General features: G+C 63.5%; 15 protein-coding genes. 8 read left to right on the forward strand and 7 right to left on the reverse strand.

Going from position 1 to position 17,104, the window contains the following annotated elements; all coding sequences use genetic code 11:
* Positions 1-47: 47 nt before the first annotated feature.
* Positions 48-998: a thioredoxin-disulfide reductase gene (gene trxB, locus BN1133_RS05450; protein ID WP_050665535.1), complete on the reverse strand. Its 951-nt coding sequence runs from the start codon at positions 996-998 to the stop codon at positions 48-50.
* 99 nt (positions 999-1,097) lie between these two features.
* Positions 1,098-1,808, reverse strand: coding sequence for a phosphatase PAP2 family protein (locus BN1133_RS05455; protein WP_050665536.1), 711 nt, complete (start codon positions 1,806-1,808; stop codon positions 1,098-1,100).
* A gap of 94 nt (positions 1,809-1,902) precedes the next feature.
* Here BN1133_RS05455 and BN1133_RS05460 point away from each other — a divergent pair, with 94 nt between their 5' ends.
* From BN1133_RS05460 to dedD, 7 genes are all read left to right on the forward strand, one after another.
* Entirely contained in the window at positions 1,903-3,075 is a 1,173-nt protein-coding gene (locus BN1133_RS05460; protein WP_050665537.1) for a 4-phosphoerythronate dehydrogenase, read from the forward strand.
* Positions 3,076-3,143: 68 nt separating this feature from the next.
* On the forward strand, positions 3,144-4,154 hold the full coding sequence (locus BN1133_RS05465; protein WP_050665538.1) for an aspartate-semialdehyde dehydrogenase: 1,011 nt from the start codon (positions 3,144-3,146) through the stop codon (positions 4,152-4,154).
* 192 nt (positions 4,155-4,346) lie between these two features.
* Complete coding sequence (locus BN1133_RS05470) at positions 4,347-6,374, forward strand: FimV/HubP family polar landmark protein (RefSeq protein WP_050665539.1); 2,028 nt, start codon at positions 4,347-4,349, stop codon at positions 6,372-6,374.
* A gap of 105 nt (positions 6,375-6,479) precedes the next feature.
* The gene (gene truA, locus BN1133_RS05475; protein WP_050665540.1) at positions 6,480-7,292 is read left to right on the forward strand and encodes a tRNA pseudouridine(38-40) synthase TruA; all 813 of its coding nucleotides are present in this window, start codon (positions 6,480-6,482) and stop codon (positions 7,290-7,292) included.
* A gap of 117 nt (positions 7,293-7,409) precedes the next feature.
* Positions 7,410-8,273: an acetyl-CoA carboxylase, carboxyltransferase subunit beta gene (gene accD, locus BN1133_RS05480; RefSeq protein ID WP_050665541.1), complete on the forward strand. Its 864-nt coding sequence runs from the start codon at positions 7,410-7,412 to the stop codon at positions 8,271-8,273.
* A 2-nt stretch (positions 8,274-8,275) separates the two neighbouring features.
* Complete coding sequence (gene folC, locus BN1133_RS05485) at positions 8,276-9,532, forward strand: bifunctional tetrahydrofolate synthase/dihydrofolate synthase (RefSeq protein ID WP_050665542.1); 1,257 nt, start codon at positions 8,276-8,278, stop codon at positions 9,530-9,532.
* Complete coding sequence (gene dedD / locus BN1133_RS05490; protein ID WP_050665543.1) at positions 9,532-10,269, forward strand: cell division protein DedD; 738 nt, start codon at positions 9,532-9,534, stop codon at positions 10,267-10,269. The genes folC and dedD overlap by 1 nt, the downstream gene beginning before the upstream one ends.
* 44 nt (positions 10,270-10,313) lie before the next feature.
* Here dedD and BN1133_RS05495 read toward each other — a convergent pair whose 3' ends face one another.
* From BN1133_RS05495 to BN1133_RS05515, 5 genes are all read right to left on the reverse strand, one after another.
* A complete protein-coding gene (locus BN1133_RS05495) occupies positions 10,314-10,649 on the reverse strand; it encodes a TusE/DsrC/DsvC family sulfur relay protein (RefSeq protein WP_050665544.1) in 336 nt (111 codons plus the stop codon).
* A gap of 36 nt (positions 10,650-10,685) precedes the next feature.
* Complete coding sequence (gene yccS / locus BN1133_RS05500) at positions 10,686-12,794, reverse strand: YccS family putative transporter (protein ID WP_050665545.1); 2,109 nt, start codon at positions 12,792-12,794, stop codon at positions 10,686-10,688.
* A gap of 129 nt (positions 12,795-12,923) precedes the next feature.
* Positions 12,924-13,580 (reverse strand): Bax inhibitor-1/YccA family protein, encoded by a 657-nt coding sequence (locus BN1133_RS05505; RefSeq protein WP_050665546.1) that lies wholly within the window; start codon positions 13,578-13,580, stop codon positions 12,924-12,926.
* Between the two features lie 118 nt (positions 13,581-13,698).
* Positions 13,699-14,226 carry a DUF2062 domain-containing protein gene (locus BN1133_RS05510; protein WP_050665547.1) on the reverse strand — a complete coding sequence of 176 codons (528 nt, stop codon included), beginning with the start codon at positions 14,224-14,226 and terminating at the stop codon, positions 13,699-13,701.
* A 69-nt stretch (positions 14,227-14,295) separates the two neighbouring features.
* Positions 14,296-14,793: a DUF2062 domain-containing protein gene (locus BN1133_RS05515; RefSeq protein WP_396021063.1), complete on the reverse strand. Its 498-nt coding sequence runs from the start codon at positions 14,791-14,793 to the stop codon at positions 14,296-14,298.
* Positions 14,794-14,881: 88 nt separating this feature from the next.
* On the opposite strand from BN1133_RS05515, the gene BN1133_RS05520 reads away from it, so the two are divergent.
* The gene (locus BN1133_RS05520; protein ID WP_050665548.1) at positions 14,882-17,095 is read left to right on the forward strand and encodes a DNA internalization-related competence protein ComEC/Rec2; all 2,214 of its coding nucleotides are present in this window, start codon (positions 14,882-14,884) and stop codon (positions 17,093-17,095) included.
* The last annotated feature ends 9 nt before the right edge of the window (positions 17,096-17,104 follow it).

Here is a 17,104-nt window from a genome sequence, read left to right on the forward strand (position 1 = left end):
GAAAGTGAAAAAGGCATGCCGGGGCATGCCTTGAGGTTCAACGTGGCTTACTGGCTGTCGAGATAACGCTCGGCATCCAGAGCCGCCATACAACCGGTACCGGCTGAGGTGATGGCCTGGCGGTAGTTGTGATCCGCCACATCTCCCGCGGCAAACACCCCCTCGATGCTGGTCTGGGTGGCAAAACCGTCGAGGCCACCGCGTACCTTGAGATAACCGTTCTGCATCTCGAGTTGACCGTCAAAGATCTGGGTATTGGGCTGGTGGCCGATGGCGATGAAGACCCCCATCAGTGCCAACTCGCGAGTGGTTTCATCACGCACGTCGCGCAGGCGCACACCGGTAACCCCCATGGCGTCACCCAGGACTTCGTCCAGGGTCTGATGGGTATGCAGCTCGATGTTGCCGCTGGCCACCTTGTCGTGCAGGCGCTTGATCAGGATCTTCTCGGCGCGAAACTCGTCGCGACGGTGAATGAGGTGCACTTTCTTGGCGATGTTGGCCAGATAGAGTGCCTCTTCCACTGCGGTGTTGCCGCCGCCGACTACCGCCACTTCCTGGTTGCGATAGAAGAAGCCGTCACAGGTGGCACAGGCAGAGACGCCACGTCCCTTGAAGGCCTCTTCCGACGGCAACCCCAGATACTTGGCAGAGGCGCCAGTGGCGATGATCAGGGCATCACAACTGTATTCACCGCTGTCACCCTTCAGACGGAAGGGGCGTTCGGTGAGGGTCACCTCGTTGATATGGTCAAACTGGATGCGAGTGTCGAATTTCTCGGCGTGAGCCTTCATGCGATCCATCAGTGCCGGGCCGGTGAGGCCTTCCGGATCTCCGGGCCAGTTCTCCACCTCTGTGGTGGTGGTGAGCTGACCGCCCTGCTGCATGCCGGTGATGAGCAGCGGGTTGAGGTTGGCACGGGCGGCGTAGACGGCGGCTGTGTAGCCGGCCGGGCCTGAGCCCAGGATGATCAGCTTGCTGTGGATGACTTCGCTCATGTTAGGTGTCCTGCTCGGTTATTTGGGCCGGATTTTAGGGAATTGTCGATCCGGGGTCAAAGCACTCTGCTCGATAGCCTTCATCGAGACGATGGATGGTTACCTGGAGACCTGATGCAACCACCAGCGTGCGCCCAGAATGGCGGTGGCCGATCCGAGAATCGCGCTGGCCAGCAGATCCCCTGCCCAGTGCATACCCAGCAGCAGGCGCGAGACGGCAACGGCCAGCGCCCAGAGAGGCAAGAGCCAGGCTCCTCGAGGGGCTCTGGCCAGCCAGATCAGACCGAAAAATTGCGCGAGGGTGATGGTGACTATGGTGTGACCCGAGGGAAAGGCGTAGTTAACCCCCTGCTGCCAGTGCTGACCGAGCCAGGTTGGCAGACCGAGCAAGAGGCTGGTGGCATGGATTTGCTCCATACGCTCGCTGACCGGGGCGGCATAGAAGTGTTCGAGAGAGTCCAGCAGTCCCTGCTCGACCAGCCAGACCAGATAAGGACGGGGCTCCTGGGTCAGATGCTTGATAGCCGCCTTGATGCACCAGTCAGCCCCCATCAGCAGGACGAACACCGCCAGCAGCAATCCCCACTCCCGATGCCCCAGCCGCAGCTTGAACTGGGTCATGGCAAAGAGCAGAGCAAAGGTCGCCAACAGCCCGGGCAGGCCGACCGTACCCGATAGCAGATATGCCAGATAGAGCCCGGGTTGGTTCAGGTCGTGGGTGAGGAAGGGGGTCCATCCGGACAGGGCCAGCAGTGCCAGGGGCAGGATCAGGGCGGCACTGAAGCGAAGAACTTGGGCATTGGTCAGCATAGGGGCTCCGGGTGGCAATAAGCGCGCCATTTTGCCTGTCTCAACTGCAGGGTCAAGCCAACGGACATGAAATCGGGCAGCGCTTTGGGCTAGAATGCGCCCCTTGCCGTTTCTCTACCACAGTGCGGGCCGTCGTGCCGCGGAGGTGCCAGTGCTTAAGATCGTTGCCGATGAGAACATGCCCCATGTGGAGGCACTGTTTGGCGAGCTGGGGGAGGTGACCCTGCTTCCCGGGCGAGAGATGCTGCCGGCGCAACTGTGTGATGCCGATGTGCTGCTGGTGCGTTCGGTGACCCGGGTGAACGAGGCGTTGCTGGCGAAGGCCAGTCGCCTGCAGTTTGTTGGCACGGCGACCATCGGGACCGATCACGTGGATCAGGCGCTGCTGCGCGAGCGGGGTATCGCCTTTAGCAGTGCTCCCGGTTGTAACCGTATCTCTGTGGGTGACTATGTGCTGAGCGCCTTGCTGGTGCTGGCCGAGCGCCATGGGCTCTCTCTGTGCGCAATGAGCCTGGCCGTGGTGGGAGCGGGTAACACGGGGAGCGCCGTCGCCACCCGGGCAGAAGCACTGGGCATGCGAGTGCTGCGTTGTGATCCCCCTCGGGCCCGGATCGAAGGGACAGCGGGTTTCGTCACCCTGGAGGAGGCGCTTGCGGCCGATGTGGTGAGCTTTCATGTGCCGTTTACCCGAGATGGCGAGGAGGCAACCCACCACCTGCTCGATGCATCGCGCATCGCCGCCCTGCGACCGGGCCAGTTTCTCATTAACGCCTCCCGTGGCGAGGTGTGGGATAACCGGGCATTGCTGGCGCGTCAACGGGGAGCTGAGCCCCTGCATCTGGTGATGGATGTGTGGGAGCATGAGCCACACTTGCTGCACGAGCTGGTGCCCCTGGTGGAGATTGCGACCCCCCATATTGCCGGTTATAGCCTGGAGGGGAAGGCGCGTGGCACCTGGATGCTCTATCAGGCCCTGTGCGAGCGTCTTGGTCGTTCGGCCCGTCAGGATCTGAGTGCCTTGCTACCCTCTCCCGAGGTGACCAGGATGCAGCTGGGCCAAGCGCCCGATCAGGCGCTGATCGGCCGACTGGTGCATCTGGTTTATGACGTGCGCCGTGACGATGCCCGTTTTCGCCGGGAGCTGGCGATCCCCGGCAGCTTCGACCGTCAACGCAAGCACTACCCGGAGCGGCGTGAGCTCTCGTCACTGCACCTGTGCGGGACGACAACGCCCTGCCTGGCCAAACTCGGTTTTACCCTTTCCTGACCCTCTCGGGTTACCCATTGTGTCGGGCCCGCCCAGGGGCGGGTCCATCCTCTCAAGGAGTGTTTTACATGACTGCGCAACTTGGCGTCGCTGTATTCGGAGCCGGTACTGCTGCCGGCCAACTGGTGCTGGAACTCATCGAGGAGCGCGGCCTGCCGGTCGACACCATCATCCCGCTCGGTTCGTCCGACGAAGTGGGTGAGACGGTGCGCGCCCTCGGCCGTAACCTCGATATTCGCGATGTGGCCGATTTTGACTGGAGCGAGGCAAGGCTTGCCCTCTTTGTCGGCACGGCAAGCGACAGCCTGCGCTGGGCCGACGTGGCGGCCGAGCAGGGCTGTCTGGTGCTCGATGCCAGTGGTGCCTTCGTCACCGATGACGAGGTGCCCCTGGTGTGCATGGAGGCCAATCCCGAAGCACTCGGTGACTATCGCCAGCGCAACCTGATTGCACTCGCCTCCGGGGTGACCAGCCAGCTGCTGGCGGTGCTCAAGCCCCTGCATGCCGAAGTGGGGGTGGCACGGGTCAATCTGAGCGGTTATTTGTCGGTCTCCGGGGCCGGCAAGGCCGGGGTGGATGAGTTGGCCAGCCAGACCGCGGCCCTGCTTAATGCCCGTCCGGTGGAGCCCTCCTGCTTCCCGGTCCAGATTGCCTTCAACCTGCTTGGTCAGTGTGGTGAACTGCTCGACAACGGCTACAGCTGTGAGGAGTGGCAACTGGTGCTGGAGAGCCAGAGAGTGTTGGGGCAGGAGGTGGCCATCAATCCGACCCTGGCCCGGGTACCTGTCTTCTACGGCGATGCCCTGGCGGTACACCTCGAACTGCATCAGCCCCTCGACGCCGAACAGGTCAAGGAGCTGCTGCGCAGCGCCCCCGGGGTTGCGCTCTCGGACGAGGGGGAGGTGCCCTCACCCGTCGTGGATGCCAACGGCCGTGACGAGGTGCTGGTGGCCCGGGTTCGTCAGGATTTTTCCCACCCTCAGGGTGTGGATCTTTGGCTGGTCGCCGATAACCTCAGGAGAGGGGCGGCGCTGGGGGTGGTTCAGGCAGCAGAAAGTGTGTTGCGGGACTATCTCTGAGTCGTGAGGCCACCCCGGGTGGCCTTTTTTATTTGCGCGGGATCACTCTGCCAGAGGCAAAGAGGACAAAAATGAGTCGATGGGTGAGCGATAACTGGTTTGACAGCGTCGGCTGAATTATAGTGATTCGATAAAACGGGCTAACTATCTAAACTTTTCAATGTGATAGAGCCGTCACACGAAGGAACGAATATGGGACACTCCCGCATAGCATTGGCTACGCTGCTGGTTTTAGGGTTGCTGACTCCTGTTCATGCAGAGCAGCGTGAACCCTTCTTTGTCGAGTTAAAGGGACCGGATGAACCGGTTCAGCCTTCCCAACCGACCCAGGCAACCCCCGCCGTGCCGCAACGGACCCAGGCTCCGGCCCCGGCTCCTCGTCAACCGGTTGCCGCCTCCACCAGCGTCGGTCGCTATGGCCCCATTCTGCGGACCGATACACTCTGGAGCCTGGCCAATCGTTATCGTCCCAGCACGCGGGTGAGCGTCTACCAGACCATGGTCGCCATCTACGAGAAGAATCCGCGCAGTTTTGCCGATGGCAACATCAACCACATTCTGGTGGGCTCCACCATAGTGTTGCCAAACGAGCAGGAGGCCAGCCGCATCTCCGACGAGCAGGCGCGCGCCCGTTTCCGCAGCGATAATGCCAGCTGGAAGGGGATCAGCTCTCGCTATACCGCAGAGGTGAAGAACCTCACGGTCCATCCCAAACCCGCGGTCAAGTCTGCCGGGGAGAGCAAGCCCAAGGTTGAGAGCCAGCCACAGACCACGACCAAACCGGCCAAGCCCGAGGCGGTGCCACAACCCGAGGTGGTTGCCAAGGTTGAGGAGAAGAGACCGGCCCCCCTGCCCAAACCGGTAGAGCCGGCCCCGGCCACCAAGGTGGAGGAGGCCCCACAGGTCAAGGCCGAGGCCGAAGCCCCCAAACCCCTGCCGCCCGAGACCCAGACCGAGCAGCCCAGCAGCGTCACCGAGATGAAGTTGGCCCTCGATGATGCGACCAGCCAGCTGTCGCAGGTGAGCGAGACCAACCACAGGCTCAAGTTGCGAGTAGAGTCCCTGACTCAGGAGCTCGAGACCCTCAAGGCCCAGTTGCAGGATCAGGAGTCCTTGCAAAAGCAGATCGCCGAGCTCAAGGCGGGTATGCCTGCCCCGGCGGCCCCCGACGACGGGTCTGCCAAGCCTGACGAGAAGAACTGGTTGCTCGATCTGCTCTCGTCACCGCTCAACCTGGCCATGATCATCCTGTTGCCTGTCTTGCTGGTGCTGGCGCTGGTGACACTCTGGCTGCGTGCCCGCGCTCGCCGCGAGCTGGAAGAGCAGGAGAAGAGCCTCTCCGAGTCCACCTCCGCCTTCATGGAGGAGGGGAGCAACGAATTTGATGAGCTGCTCTCTCCCGAGTTGGGGGCGCTGGATCTCGCTACCGAGCCTCAGGCTGCACCTGAGCCTGAGCCCATTCCCGAGCCAGAACCTGAATATCAGCTTGAGGAAACCAAGGAAGAAGAGCTCTTCTTCCACGATGAGCACGACCTCGACGAGCCTGCCCATGGGCCCGTGGATCCCGATCTGGTCCCCGAGCCTGCCGACTCCCCCGAGTCGCTGATGGCCGATGCCGATCTCTTGCCGGGGGACGATGATGCCCACGAGGTCGATCAACAGTCCTACGAAGAGTTTGATCTCAGTGAGCTCGATGCCGAGCTCGACAAGATGCTGGCCGACTCCGATGACAGCAAGGTCAGCCTCTCATCGGTGGATGAGGCTCTGGAGCTGACCCTCGACGAGTCGCTGGTCGGTGACAGTGAGCCTCGGGAGGAAGATCCCAACGAGCTGGCGCTGGCCGATTTTGAAGATGCCTTCAAACAGGCGGAGCAGGCCGAGCCGGCGGCAGTGCCGGATCGCGAGGCTGCCGATGACAATCATTACGTGGAGATCGATACCCTGTTGGCCGAGGCTGATGCCGCCGGCCAGGGCGAGGAGCCCTACCAGAATGCGACCCTGGATGTGGGTCTCGATGGTTTCCCCGAAGTGCTTCCCGAGCGTAGCGACTTCGATATCGACGCCGATGATGGCGGTGTGGGTGCCAAACTGGATCTGGCGCGCGCCTATCTCGAGATCGACGACAAGGACAGTGCTCGCGAGCTGCTCGAAGAGGCGGCGGCCCAGGGTAGCGACAGCCAGCGCAAGGAGGCCGAGAAGCTGCTCAAGCGGCTTGGTTGACAGGAATAAGTCTGCGTCTGGATGCGGGGCGGCCGGGTGGCCGCCCTTCTTTTTGTCGCCCCATTGCGTATAATTCGCCGCGTTTTTATTGCATTCAGGTGTCCCATGCGTATAGCCCTTGGAATCGAATATGACGGCAGCCGCTACTTCGGCTGGCAGCGTCAACGGGAAGTGATCAGCGTTCAGGAGGAGCTTGAGCGTGCCCTCGGCAAGATTGCCAATCACCCGGTCGAGATCCAGTGTGCCGGCCGCACCGATGCCGGGGTGCACGGTACCGGTCAGGTGATCCACTTCGATACCGCAGCGGTGCGCAAGGAGTCGGCCTGGACCCTGGGCCTCAACTCCAACCTGCCGGGGGACATCGCCGTGCGTTGGGCCAAAGAGGTGCCGGAGGATTTCCACGCCCGCTTCAGCGCGACAGCCCGTCGTTATCGCTACGTCATTTATAACCACAACTACCGCCCCGCCATTCTGGGCAGTGGCGTGAGCCACTATCACGAGCCTCTCGACGCCGAACTGATGCATGCGGCGGGGCAGTGCCTCATTGGCGAGCAAGACTTCAGCTCCTTTCGCGCCATCCAGTGCCAGTCCAACACCCCTTGGCGTAACGTGACGCACCTGTGTGTCAGCCGCTCCGGCCCCTATATAGTGCTCGATATCAAGGCCAATGCCTTCCTGCACCACATGGTGCGCAACATCACAGGCACCCTCATCGAGGTGGGCAAGGGGGAGCAACCGGTGGCGTGGGTGGCCGAGGTGCTGGCGGCGCGGGATCGCAACGTGGCGGGCCCCACCGCCAAGGCTGGCGGCCTCTATCTGGTGGAGGTGGACTATCCCGAGGCCTTTGCCCTGCCGCGCGTTCCGCTTGGCCCCTTGTGGCTGCCGGACTCGGCCCCGGGTACGACCAGTTTTTTGTAACTGCCCCCAAAAAAGTGTGCTTTAATGGCAGGCCACATGTCCCAGCAACACCGCCAAGTCATTGAACTGGCACGGTGTTGCCGTGTTTTCAAGCATTAAAAAGCATTAAGGAATTCCATGAGCTGGCTTGAGAAGATTCTTCCCAAGAGCAAGAACACCGCACCGCGTCGCCACAACATCCCGGAAGGGGTGTGGTCCAAGTGCAGTGCTTGCGAACAGGTGCTGTACCGGGCTGAGCTGGAGCGCAACCTGGAAGTCTGCCCCAAGTGTGACCACCACATGCGTATCAGCGCCCGTACGCGCCTCGAGCGCTTCCTCGACGAGCAGGGACGGGTCGAGGTGGCTGCCGAGCTGGAGCCGCAGGATATCCTCAAATTCAAGGATGCCAAGCGCTACAAGGAGCGCCTGGCCGTCGCCCAGAAGAGCACCGGCGAGAAGGATGCGTTGGTGGTGATGAAGGGGACCCTCAAGGGCGTGCCCGTGGTGGCCTGCTCCTTCGAGTTCGCCTTCATCGGTGGCTCCATGGGATCCGTGGTTGGTGCCCGCTTCGTGCGCGCCGTCGACGAGTGTCTGAAAGAAGGGCGTGGTCTCATCTGCTTCTCCACCTCCGGTGGTGCCCGTATGCAGGAGGCCCTCTTCTCCCTGATGCAGATGGCCAAGACCAGTGCGGCCCTCGATCGCCTCTCCAAGGCGGGTCTGCCCTTTATCTCCGTGCTGACCGACCCGACCCTGGGCGGCGTTTCCGCCAGCCTGGCGATGCTCGGCGATATTCAGGTGGGTGAGCCCAAGGCGCTGATCGGCTTCGCCGGCCCGCGCGTCATCGAGCAGACCGTGCGCGAGAAGCTGCCGGAAGGATTCCAGCGCTCCGAGTTCCTGCTCGAGAAGGGGGCCATCGACCTCATCATCGATCGCCGCGAGATGCGCGATCGCCTGGCCGGCCTCATGGCCAAACTGATGAACACCACAGTCGACGCCGAGTAAGCATGAACGCTTCGTCTCAGAATCAAAGCCGGTCGCTGGTCGACTGGCTTTCTTATTTGGAAGCCATCCATCCGGCCAACATCGACATGGGGTTGACCCGGGTCGGTGAGGTCGCCCGGCGCCTTGGGGTGACCACGCTGCCGTGCAAGGTGATCACCGTGGGGGGTACCAACGGCAAGGGAACCTCCTGTGCCATGGCCGCCAGCATCTTGATGGCCCAGGGTTATCGGGTGGGGGTCTACTCCTCGCCGCATCTGCTGCGCTTTACCGAGCGGGTAAGGATCAACGGCGCCGAATTGGAAGGCGAAGCCCACTGCGAGGCCTTCGCGGCGGTCGAGGCCGCCCGCGGCGATATCTCCCTCACCTTCTTCGAGTTCGCCACCCTGGCCGCCCTCTGGCTTTTTGCCCGCGCCAACCTCGACGTGCTGCTGCTTGAGGTAGGGCTCGGTGGGCGGCTCGACGCCACCAACGTGGTGGCGTCCGACGTGGCGGTAACCACCTCGATTGCCCTCGATCACTGCGACTGGCTCGGGGATACCCGCGAGCAGGTAGCGGTGGAGAAGGCGGGGATCTACCGCGCCGGCAAGCCCGCCATCAGTGGTGAGCCTGAGCCTCCGGCCACCATCGCCAGTGAGGCGGCCCGGATCGGCGCTCACCTTCGTCAGGTTGGCCGCGATTTTCGTGGTGAAGTGCGGGAGCTATGTTGGGACTACCATGGCCTGCACACCTATCTGAACTTGCCGCTGCCAAGCCTGCCTCTGATGAATGCCGTCACTGTATTGGCGGCCCTGGAATCCCTCGGTCTGCCCCTGGGCGAGGCCGCGATCCGCGAGGGGCTGGCCTGCGCCACTCTGGCCGGCCGCCTGCAACTGCTGCAGGAGAGGCCGACCGTCTATCTGGATGTGGCCCATAACCCTCATTCGGCGGCCTATCTGGCCACACGTCTGCGTCAGATGCCGTGCGCCGGGGTGCGCCGCGCCGTGGTCGGCATGCTCAAGGACAAGGACATGGCCGGGTCGCTGGCCGAGCTCAAGGGGTTGATCGGGCAGTGGCATCTGGCCAGTCTGGGCGGGCCGCGTGGCGCCAGTGCAGCCCAGCTGCAGGTGGCTCTGGGAGAGGAGGCGAGCTGTCATGACGTCGTGATGGAGGCCTATCGGACAGCCCTTGCCCAATCGGGGCCCCTTGATATGGTTATCGTTTTTGGCTCGTTTTATACTGTCGCGGATGTATTGGCCGGGCACGAGAAAAAGGAGTCATAGTGGCCTCGCAGTTTCAGAATCGTTTAGTGGGCACCATCATACTGGTCGCCCTGGTGGTCATCTTCCTGCCGGACTTGCTCGATGGTAACAAGCAGCAGGAGGTCGAAGACGCCGCCTTTGCCAAGATCCCCCTGCGTCCGGAACTCGAGCCCGCCAAGCCGGCCTTGCAGGTCTCCGGTGCTGCCGATCTGCAGGCGGCTCATGAGCAGGCGAAGGTGGCCGCAGCTCAGCCCGAGGCCAGCGGCGATGCCAATAGCTGGCAGGTTGAGCCCATTGCCGAGCCGGTGACGGTGCAGAGCCAACCCGTGCCGCAGGCGACGGTGCCACCCAAGCCTGAGCCCGAACCCAAGCCAAAGCCAAAGCCCGCCGAGCTGGCCCAGGCCAAACCCAAGCCGGTCGAGGCCAAGCCAAACGTGGTGGAGAGCAAGCCCAAATCGGTCGATCCCCTCGGCGATCTGGTCTCCAGCCTCGACAAACCCAAGCCGGCCTCGCCGAGTCAGGGGGCCTGGATCATCCAGCTGGGGGCCTTCAAGAACGTGGAGAGCGTCAACAGCATAGTCGCCAAGCTGCGGGCTGCCGGCTATCCGGCTCATACCATCCCCCGTACTCCGCGCCAGGGAGAGCTCAATCGAGTGGTGGTGGGGCCCGATGTCTCCCGCGACAAGCTGCAGGGAATGTTGCCACGACTCAATCAGTTGACCGCCCTGAGTGGCTCTGTGGTGGCCTACAACCCCTAGTCACTCTCGCGTTTAAAAACACCGCGCCTTGGCGCGGTGTTTTTTCAGATGCATTTAACCGGCTTGGGAAGGCCGCCGATCTTGGTCGCCTGCTTGGCCGGCCCCTTGGGGAAGAGCTTGTAGAGATAGCGACTGTTGCCCTTCTCGGGGCCGTAGTGCTTCTCCATCGCCTTGACCAGGGCGCGGATCGCCGGCGAGGTGTTGAACTCCAGGTAGAAGCCGCGTACGAAACGCACCACCTCCCAGTGAGGCTCCTCCATCACGATTCCCTCCTGCTCGGCCAAAAGCTGTGCCAGCTCCTCGCTCCAGTCGTGGATGTCGCACAGATACCCCTGGGCATCGGTGGCGATGGCTCGCCCGTTGAAAATCAGTTCTGCCATGGATGACTCCTGTGATGAGGCGGGCATGGTAGCGCCTCACTCCGGCGCGAGCAACCGGGTCTGGCGCGCCAGTGCCTGCAGCTCCTCGGCCTGTTGGCTGATGAGGTTGAGTTGCTGGGTCAACATCTGCTGCTCCTCGCTCTGATCGTGGCTAAGCAGGGGGCAATGTCCCTGGGGGGGCAGGGGGGGCTGACCGGTCACCTGCCTTGCGGCGCTGTGCAGGGTCTGCTCCAGATAGAGCCCGATCTCGGTCAGACCCTCTATGCTCTCGAGCTTGTCCCGGTGTGCTCCGAGGGCCGAGATGTAGGAGAGCAGGGCATGGTTGTGCCAGGTCAGCGAGAAGCAGAGATCGAGAAAGCGGCGCCGCTTCTGGGGCTCAACCAGCATGCTTTGCCAGGCCAGGGCCAGCTCGCTGTCGGCCTGATGGGCCTGCTTGCGGGCGATACGATAGTCGAGGGAGTCCCTGCGTCCCTGATGAAGGGCCGAGAGGACTCGCTCCAGATAGCCGGCATTGGCCGACAAGGAGCGGGCTATCAGGGCCGGCAGGCGCTTGTACTGCCAGTCAGGCCAGAGCCAGGCCACCAGGGCATAGGCAAGCAGGCAGCCGAGGGTGGTGTCGAGCAGGCGAGGGGCGACGATGCCGAGACCCTGCTGATCGAGCAGGTTGAAGGCCATCAGTACATAGAGGGTGATGAAACAGACCGCCGCGCTGTAGTTGCTGCGCACCTGGGTGAAGAAGAGAAACGCCGCCAACCCCATCACCACCAGCTGGGAGTGGAGATCGGGGAAGAGCAGCAGCACGGGAACCCCGAGCAGGATCCCGATGAAGGTGCCGAGCATTCGCTGCACCAGACGGCGTCGTGTGGCGCTATAGCTGGGCTGGCAGACGAACAGCAGGGTCAACAGGATCCAGTACCCCTTGTCGAGGGAGAAGGCCTGCAGCAGGCCGTAACCCAACACCAGACCCAGAGAGATACGGATGGCATGACGCAGCAGCATGGAGTCAAGAGAGAGGTGCTGGCGCAGGCTCTGCCAGCCGATCCGGGCTGGCCTTGCCAGGGGAGGGAGCGCCCCCTCCGGCTCGGGAAGGGCCGCCGCGCTCTGCAGCAGGGCGTTGATGCTGGCCAGGTTACGCCGCAAAAACTTCATGGGGGTGAAGAGGCTGCTGGGATAGTGCTGCTTGAGATGGGTGAACTCCAGCTGGTCCCCGAGTGCCTCCAGGGTCCAGTGAATGCGCCGTGAGTGTTGATAAGGCTTGTGCACCAGGATGCTGTAACCCAGGCGCTGGCACGCCTCGGCCAGTTGCAGCAGCACCTCCTGGAATCCCTCCAGAACGATGCCCTGCTTGAGATCCTGCTCGAGGCGGCTGTAGGGGTAGTGGCTCGAGGTTGCCCGCTCATGGATCTCCTGGGCCAGCAGATAGAGTTGCAACAGGCGGGCCAGCTCGGGTGCCGGAGGTTGGCCGAGGCGGCTGTTAAGGCTGGCCTTGGCCAGGTTCATCCCCTGTACCACCTCGATATTGAGCAGGGCCAGGTTGTGGCGGATCGCCTGGCTGCCGTGCTCATCGGCCGGAAAGAAGCGGGATTTCTCCAGCAGGTAGCGGCCGAGGGCGAAATAGCCCTGAGCCAGTTGCTCGTGCAGGGTCTTGTAGGGGAGCAGCCAGAGCCAGACGAGCGACACCGCCCCGTACCAAAGGGCGCCGGCCGACAGCAGGAGGGGTTGATAGAAGAGTGAAGGGGCGCTGGCGGCCCCCAGCATGGTGTAGATGGCGATGAGCAGGGAGCCAAAACTGATGGTGGCGTAGCGCTGGCCGAGGGCACCGACCATCACAAACAGGAAGCTCGAGCCGGCCAGTCCCAGGGCGAAGAGCCAGGGCCAGGGGAAGAGAAACTGCACGCAGACACTGGCAAAGAGGAAGCAGCCGAGGGTCATGGCCAGGTTCTTGATGCGCCCCCAGGGGTGGTCATCGGTCTCGGCGATGGCGCCGGCCACGACCCCGAGGGAGAGGAGCACCGCCATACGCAGCTCGCCGGTGACGAGGGCAAAGGCGAGGATCCCCAGGATGGCGATCAGGACTTTGAGTGCAAAATAGACGTGACTGTCGGTAACGAGGCGGCGCAGGGGGCCCAGGATATCCATCGGCATGGGAGAGGTGACACATCCGAAGCGGTAACAAAGCCCTGATATTAGCCCAAAAGAGAGGGGCGACATCCTGATCCAAATCAGGGGGCAAGAAAAACCCCCGCCGAAGCGGGGGTCATTTTACCATCTGGCTTAGTTGCGGCTGCCGCCGAGCAGGCTCAGCAGGCTGACGAAGATGTTGTAGATGGAGATATAGAGGGTGATGGTGGCCGAGATGTAGTTGGTCTCGCCGCCGCGCACGATCTGCTGGGTAGTGAGCAGGATGGCACCGGAGGAGAAGAGCATGAACATGGCCGAGAGGGCCAGATGCAGGGCCGGCATCTGCAGGAAGATGTTGGCAATCATGGCCACCAGCAGTACCCAGAAGCCCACGAACAGCATGCCGCCGATGAAGGAGAGATCACGCTTGGTGGTCAGGGCATAGGCGGAGAGGGCGAAGAAGGTCAGCGCCGTGCCGCCAATGGCCGTCAGCACGATATCGCCACCGCCGTTGTTCATAAACAGGTTGATGATGGGACCCAGGGTGTAGCCCATAAAGCCGGTGAACAGGAAGGTGAACACCAGCCCCATGCTGTTGTTGCGGTTCTTCTCGGTCAGGAACATCAGGCCATAGGCACCGATGAGAAAGACAGCCCAGTGGGGGGCAGGCAGGGCCAGCATGGCGGCAGTCCCGGCCACCAGGGCGGAGAAGCCCAGGGTCATGGAGAGCAGCATATAGGTGTTGCGCAGCACCTTGTTGGTGTCGCGGGCGGTGCTCTGGACACCGGTAAAGACAGAACGGGTTTCCATCTTGTCGATCCTCTTGTGATGAATGGGCCGGCTGCGGCCTGTTGACCCCACCGAGATGGGGACGGCAGTGCCGTGTCACAACCTTTGGCGTCGATTATTACTCACCAGTATGTACTTGTCATGAACAACCGGACCGGGAATGGCGGTCGAGGGCTCGCCGTCGCAGGACCGAGCAGGTCCAGAGGCGCTCGATGACGATGGCGCCAAGCAGGGCACAAAGCGAGCCAAGCAGCAGGGTCCCGAGCAGCAGGGCAGGTCCCAGGGTAGCAAACGAGTGGCTCAGCCATTGCCAGCTTGCCTCGAAGGTGAAGGGTTGGGGATCCGTACCGAGCAATCGGGCGCCGAGTTTGTAGGCCCCGTAAAACATGGGCATCAGGGTGACGGGATTGTTGAGCCATACCAGAGCCACCGAGAGGGGGAGATTGGCGCCCAGCAAGAGGGCACCGGCTACTGCCACCACCATCTGAAACGGGATGGGTAGCCAGGCACAGAAGAGACCGACGGCGAAGGCGCGCGCCGCCGTGCGCCGGTTGAGGTGCCACAGGGTGGGGCGGTCGAGCCAGCGGCCAAAGAGGCGCAGTCTGGGGTGATGGCGCAACTGCGCCGGGTTGGGCATCCAACGATTGAGCAGGCGCTTGAGCTGCATGGCGTGTGCTCCTTGGGTCACAAAGGGCGGTGAGTGTAAACCTCTCAACCCCCGTTGGCACGGATTAACTCAGTGCCACCGTCGCCACAGGGCAAGCGTGCCGCCCAGTAGCAGGTAACCCAGTGCCGCGCTCAGCAGACCCAGCAGCAGGGAGCCGAGCAGGAAGGGAGGGAGCACGGTCAGTGCCTCGTGCTCGAACCACCCCAGGCGCCACACCAGATGGAACTGCTCGGCCGGAAGCCCGAGCAGGCGACAGCCGATCTCGTAGGCGGCCAGATACATGAGGGGCAGGGTCAGGGGATTGTTAAACCAGACCGCCAGCAGGGCGAGGGGAAGGTTGAGCCCGAGCCAGAGAGCCAGCACCACGGCGATCAGGGAGTGCATGGGCACCGGGATCCAGCTGGCAAAGAGGCCGGCGGCCAGGGCGCCGCCCAAGGCAAAGGGGGTCGTGCGCCAGAGGCGGGGGGCGAGCAGGCGCTCCCCGAAGAGGGCAAACCAGCGTTGCTGGCGCAGGGCCTCGGGGGTCAGCCCCAGGCGGGATAAAAACCGGCTGTTCAAGGTTGCCATGCTCTTGCTGTGAGGAGGCGTCAGTCTATCTGCATCCGAAGAGGTGGCCAAGGTGGCGAAGCTTGCGAGCCATACGAATACTCAATCCATGGACCGTCATCTCATCGGCTTCTGCCTGGGCGGGGCATCGGCCCTGCTCTGGCCCTTCATCCCCGCCTGGCCATGGGCATTGCTTCCCCTGGCAACCCTCATCTTGGCCCTCAGAAAGGGGCCCAGCCCCCTGTTGCTGGGGCTCTGCCTCGGGCTCCTCTGGCTGCAGCTGAGCCTGCATCTCAGGCTCGCCTGGCTTGAGCAGTTGCCAGCCCAGCAGCGACTCTCCCTGGTCGGGAAACTGGAGCGTTGGGAGCGTGTCGACGAGCGTTTCAGTCGCTGGTGGGTGCGCGTCAACCGAATGGAGGGGAGCCCCCTCTGGCCCGAGCCGCTGGTCCAGCTCAACCTCTATCGCCCCCTGACTCCGCCGGCGGTCGGCGCGCATCTCGCCCTGACTGCCCGGCTCAAGCCGGCCCATGGCCTGGCTAACGGTGCCGGTTGGGATGGGCGGCGTACCCTGCTCGGGAAGGGGATCACCGCCACCGGCACCCTCGATAGCGTAGCGGTGCAAGAGGCCCGGCCCCCGGCTCTTCGCGAACGCTGGCTGAGCCAAGCCGATGCCCTCTGGTCGCCGCTCTCCCAGGCTGCCTTGCTGCGGGCCCTCACCTTTGGCGAGCAGGGGGGGATCAGCCGCCACCAGTGGGATCTCTTTCGCGGCGGAGGGTTGACCCATGTCATCGCCATCTCGGGTCAACACATCGCCATCGTTGCGCTACTCGGTTGGTGGCTCGGCCGCCTCTGGGGGGAGCGTCCGGCCATCATCCTCTCTTCGCTACTCGCCCTTATCTACACCTATCTGGCCGGTTTCGGGGTCTCGGCCGAGCGGGCGCTGCTTATGGTACTGGTATGGGGCGCGCTGCGTTGGTGGCGCCGCGCCTGGCCACCCTGGCGAGTGTGGCTCTGGGCCTTTTCCCTCCTGCTGTTGTGGGATCCCCTCTCGCTTTGCTCGGCCGGCTTTTGGCTCTCGTTTGTGGCGGTGGCCCTCCTGATGGTGGCGGGGCTCCTCTGGCGACGCCCCTCCCTGTGGCGGTTGCAGCTCTGGATGCTGCTCGGGCTGTTTCCCCTGCAAGTCATCCTGTTTGGCGGCGTGGCGCCCCTGGCCTTTGCCACCAACCTGCTACTTCTGCCCCTCTTTGGCCTGCTCATCATCCCGGCGGCCCTGTTGGGGGTGTTGTTGTCGCCTCTGGCTGCCGTGCTCGCCTATCCCCTGCTGTGGCTCTCCAATGAGGCGCTGGTGGGCGTGATCTGGCTGCTCGAGTGGTTGGCTGGGCAGGTCGTGCTCTGGTGGCCCTTGGGGCGTGAGTGGGGGCTTATCGTGGCGCTGGCGCTGCTCTCTATGGTGGCCTGGCGCCTCTCGGGGGGACGCTGGTTGCTGCTGCCGGCACTGCTGCTGAGCCTGATGGCGGGTTGGTCCCACGACAGGGGCCGGGTCAGCGTGCTCGATGTGGGCCAGGGGCTCAGCGTAGTCGTGAGCCAGGGGGGCCGCGCGCTGGTCTATGACACCGGAGATCGCTATCCGGGCGGATACAACATGGCCGAGGCGGTCTTGCTGCCCCATCTTCATGAGCGGGGGATCCGCCGGGTCGATACACTGGTGATCAGCCACAAGGACAGGGACCACTCGGGTGGGCGGCGAGCGTTGCTGCGCCAGATAAGGGTGGGGCGAGAGGTGTCCTCCTACCCTTTCGCAGGCAGCACCGAGCCCTGTCAGGCCGGGCAGCAGTGGCACTGGCAGGGGATCCGGGTGCGGGTGCTCTGGCCCGAGGCGGGACACAGGGCGGATAACAGCCGCAACAACGGCAGCTGTGTGCTGCGCCTGGAGGGGGAGGGGTGGAGCCTGTTGCTGCCCGGCGATATCGAAAAGGAGGCCGAGGCTGCCCTGGTGGCGCGCTGGGGCTCTGCGCTTGGAAGCGATCTGCTGGTGGTGCCCCACCACGGCAGCCGCACCTCATCCACCCCGGCTTTCGTGGCGGCGGTCGCGCCCCGCTTCGTCGTCTACAGCGCCGGTCTTTACAACCGCTGGCGCTTTCCACGCCCCGAGGTGGTGGCCCGCTATCGGGCGATCGGCGCCCGCCAGTGGGTCACCGGTGAGCACGGCGAGGTGGTGATGGTGGCGGGGTCAGATGGCCTCACGGTGAAGGCCGAGCGTGAAGGGGGCCCCTGGTACCGGCGTCACGGCGCTTGGTGGATGCCGGCGCTTTGGCTAGAATGACCCGTCTTT

It is taken from the genome of Aeromonas schubertii (assembly GCF_000820105.1).
GTDB lineage: Bacteria > Pseudomonadota > Gammaproteobacteria > Enterobacterales > Aeromonadaceae > Aeromonas > Aeromonas schubertii.